Origin of the sequence: Nocardioides sp., from assembly GCF_034670285.1 — a bacterium.
Lineage (GTDB): Bacteria > Actinomycetota > Actinomycetes > Propionibacteriales > Nocardioidaceae > Nocardioides.
Genome location: NZ_JAXMNS010000373.1, coordinates 1 through 3,751 on the forward strand (window position 1 = coordinate 1; position 3,751 = coordinate 3,751).

The window sequence follows — 3,751 nt, forward strand, 5'->3', positions numbered from 1 at the left end:
GCTGGACAGCGCGCTGGCGCGCAAGCGAACGGAGCACCAGCAAGGCCTCATCACCACGGACGAGCTCATCGCGGCTGAGGACGAGATTGAGGCTCTCACCCGCGCAGTCGCGCGGGGGCCCCTCGTCGTCATGACGTCACTTGAGCTCGGTGCTGGAGAGCCCGAGGACGCGACGCGCCACGATCAGCTGCTGGATCTGCTGGGTGCCCTCGAATATGTCGAGGATCTTGGAGTCGCGTGACCACTTCTCGAGCAGCTCGATCTCGCTGTAGCCGATGGAGCCGGCGAGCTCGACGCACGAGAGCGTGATGTCGGACCCGACGCGACCGGCCTTGGCCTTGGCCATCGACGCCTCGAGAGAGTTCGGCTCGCGGTTGTCGGCCATCCACGCCGCCTGCAGGGTGAGCAGGTAGGCGCCCTCCCAGTCGGCCTCCATCTGGAGGAACTTCGCGGCCGCAGCCGACTGCACGACGGCGGGGCGGTCGTAGTCGACCTCGACGCCGGCGTCGGCCAGGAGCTCACGGGTGAGGTCGAGCGACGCCCGGGCGCACCCGATCGCCATCGCCGCGACGAGGGGGCGAGTGTTGTCGAAGGTCGCCATGGCGCCGGCGAAGCCCGCCTTGGGGTCGATCTCCGCCGAGCCGAGCAGGTTGTCCTTCGGCACCCGGCAGTTCTCGAAGATGATCGTGGCGGTGTCGGAGGCCCGGATCCCGAGCTTGTGCTCGAGCCGGTCCACCCGCATGCCGGGGGTGCCCTTGGCGACCACGAACGACTTGATCGCCGCCCGACCCAGGTCGCGGTCGAGCGTGGCCCACACGACGATGTGGTCGGCACGGTCGCCGGAGGTCACGTAGATCTTCTCACCGTTGATGACGTACTCGTCACCGTCGAGGACCGCCGTGGTGGTGATGTTGGCCGAGTCCGATCCGGTGCCCGGCTCGGTGATCGCCATACCGGCCCACACGCCCTCGAGGCGCTTGAGCTGCTCGTCGTTGGCGACCGAGGCGATCGCGGAGTTGCCCAGGCCCTGACGGGGCATCGAGAGCAGCAGGCCCACGTCGCCCCAGCACATCTCGGCGATCGACATCACCGAGGCGAGGTTGGCACCGTTCTTGACGGTCCTGTCGTCGTCCTTCTCGTCACGACGCACCCCGGCGGCGCCGGCACCCTCGCTGGCGCCGGAGTCGGAGAGACCGTCGATCATGGCGGCGAGCATGTCGAGCTCTTTGGGGTACTCGTGCTCGGCGCGGTCGTAGGTGCGCGAGATGGGGCGCAGCATGTTCATCGCGACCTGGTGGGCCTGGCCCACGAGCGGGAGGAACTTCTTCGGGTCGTCCAGGCTGATGGTCATACCAGCACGCTTCCTTCCATGATGCCGATGGCGCGCAGGTCGCGGTACCAGCGTTCGACGGGGTGTTCCTTGACGAATCCGTGCCCACCGAGGAGCTGGACACCGTCGAGGCCGATCTGCATGCCCTTGTCGGTGCAGAGCTTGCGGGCGAGTGCGACCTCGCGGGTGAAGTCCTTGCCGGCCGCCGCACGCGAGGCCGCCTTGTAGGTCACCAGGCGCATGGCCTGCAGCTCGATGGCGATGTTGGCGACCATGAAGGCCACCGACTGACGGTGGGCGATGGGCTCACCGAACGCCTGGCGCTCCTTGACGTACGGCGTCACGTAGTCGAGGACCGCCTGGCCGGTGCCGATCGCGAGCGCGCACCAGGCGAGGCGGGAGAGCCGCACGCAGTCGCGGTAGGTGCTGCCGTCGGTCTCGCCGAGGACGGCGTCGGAGCCGACCTTGACGTCGGTCAGAGTGATGCGGGTCAGCGAGGCTGCCCGGACGCCCATGGCGGGGTCGCCCTCGACGGCGAGGCCGTCGGTGCCGGACTCCACGAGGAACAGTGCGGGGGCACCGTCCAGGAGTGCACCGACGATGAACAGCTCGGCATCGGCGCCGCGCGGGACGAGCGACTTCACGCCGTTGAGCGTGAACCCGTCGGCGGTGCGGACGGCGGTCGTGCTCGGCGAGAGCACGTCGAAGAGCACGGTCGGCTCGGTCAGCGCGAGCGCCGCGGCGGCGACGTCGTCGCCGGTGAACGCCGGCAGGTAGGTCTGCTGCTGGGCATCGGTGCCCCACAGCCCGAGGGCCGTGGCGACGGAACCGGGCGCGAGGCCGGCGACCGCGAGGCCGAGGTCGCCCTTGGCGAGGGCTTCGGCGACGAGCGTCCCGGCCATGGCCGAGCGCTCCTCGGAGATCCCTCCGAGGGCCTCCGGCACACCGAGGATCGGCAGCCCGATCTCGGCGCCCGCCTTGAGCACCTCGGCAGGAGCCGCGCAGGCGGCGTCTGCGTCGGCCGCTGCGGGCCGGATGACCTCCTCGGCGTACTCGGTGACCACGTCCACGAGCATCTGCTCGTCCTCGGTCGGGGTGAGGTCGAAGAGCCCGGTGCGGGCCGCGGGGGCGACCCGGACGCCGGGACGCCCGACCTTGCCGGCCTTCGCGAACGTGCGGCTAGCGACGGTCATCGTCTTGAACCCGTTGCTCGTCACGCTGAAGACGGCCTGCTCGGTCGACTTGCGCAGACCGAAACGGTCGATGAGGTCGCTCTGGGCGAGCCGGCTCAGGCCGGCCACGAGGTAGCCGATCGGGTCACGCGACTCGGTGGTCGCGATGCCGTGGCGACCACCGGGGCGGAGGTTGTTGATGAGGGACATGCAGATAATGTAACTGTGAGTTACACAGAGCGCTACACCTTCCGGCGTGCGCCAGGTCACACCGGGTCCGCGGCAGGCCCCGAGGTGACGCGGAGCACCCCCGCGAGCCGCCTAGGATGCTCGCCATGTCCGACCAGAACTCCGATCTCCCCGTCGACCCCGTCGATCCCGGTGACACCCCGCTCACCCCGCACGGGCCCCTTCCCGAGCCGGGCACGGTGCGGCCGGTGACGCGCTGGGGCACGCCGGTGATGCACCGGCCCCAGGCGAAGGTCACGTCGTACGACGACGACCTCCGGGCCCTGGCCGCCGACATGGTCGCGACGATGTACGCCGCGGACGGCGTCGGCCTGGCGGCCTGCCAGATCGGCGAGGACGTCGCGATGTTCGTCTTCGACTGCCCCGACGACTCCGGCGTGCGCACGATCGGACTGGTGTGCAACCCCGTCCTGACGCTCCCCGAGGGCACCGAGCGCCGCCTCGACGAGACCGACGAGGGGTGCCTGTCGTTCCCCGGCGCGTTCGTCGAGCTCGCGCGCCCCGACACCGCGTCGGTCACCGGCACCGGCCTGGACGGCGAGCCGGTGACCTTTTCCGGCGACGGCATGCTCGCGCGCTGCCTGCAGCACGAGACCGACCACACCCTCGGCACGGTCTTCGGCGACCGCCTGGCCACCAAGGCACGCAAGAAGCTCACGAAGGCCCACGACAAGGCCGCCGACGAGTTCCCGCTGGACTGGCCCGCCGGTTCCTGAACTGTTGCCGTTTGGTCCCAAACGACAACAAAACCGCGCCCAGAGCTGTCGTCTGGGACCAAACGGCAACATCTTGGACGACGCCGCGGACGACGGCCGCGAGCGCGGGCGGGGTCAGCGGCGCGCGGTGAGGTAGCAGGCGACCGCCGAGGCGGCCGCGACGTTGAGGGAGTCGATCCCCTCGCGCATCGGGATGATCGCGCGGCGGTCGGCGGCGTCCTGCCAGCGCGTCGAGATCCCGTGGCCCTCCGAGCCGAGCACGAGCGCCACCTTGTCGAGACCAC

Annotated in this window: 4 protein-coding genes; 1 reads left to right on the forward strand and 3 read right to left on the reverse strand. The window is 70.2% G+C overall.

What is annotated here, in order from left to right:
- Positions 1-136 precede the first annotated feature (136 nt).
- A complete protein-coding gene (locus VOI19_RS16065) occupies positions 137-1,351 on the reverse strand; it encodes an acyl-CoA dehydrogenase family protein (protein ID WP_323793974.1) in 1,215 nt (404 codons plus the stop codon).
- Entirely contained in the window at positions 1,348-2,712 is a 1,365-nt protein-coding gene (locus VOI19_RS16070) for an acyl-CoA dehydrogenase family protein (RefSeq protein ID WP_323793975.1), read from the reverse strand. The genes VOI19_RS16065 and VOI19_RS16070 overlap by 4 nt, the downstream gene beginning before the upstream one ends.
- A gap of 125 nt (positions 2,713-2,837) precedes the next feature.
- On the opposite strand from VOI19_RS16070, the gene def reads away from it, so the two are divergent.
- The gene (def, locus tag VOI19_RS16075) at positions 2,838-3,467 is read left to right on the forward strand and encodes a peptide deformylase (protein WP_323793976.1); all 630 of its coding nucleotides are present in this window, start codon (positions 2,838-2,840) and stop codon (positions 3,465-3,467) included.
- Positions 3,468-3,581: 114 nt separating this feature from the next.
- Here def and VOI19_RS16080 read toward each other — a convergent pair.
- Positions 3,582-3,751, reverse strand: a 170-nt coding sequence (locus VOI19_RS16080; RefSeq protein WP_323793977.1) for a TrmH family RNA methyltransferase, incomplete at its 5' end; no start/stop codon positions are given.

Coding starts and splice junctions, on each gene's coding strand:
- VOI19_RS16065 (WP_323793974.1), bottom strand. CDS start 1,351: ATGACCATCAGCCTGGACGACCCGAAGAAGTTCCTCCCGCTCGTGGGC.
- VOI19_RS16070 (WP_323793975.1), bottom strand. CDS start 2,712: ATGTCCCTCATCAACAACCTCCGCCCCGGTGGTCGCCACGGCATCGCG.
- def (WP_323793976.1), top strand. CDS start 2,838: ATGTCCGACCAGAACTCCGATCTCCCCGTCGACCCCGTCGATCCCGGT.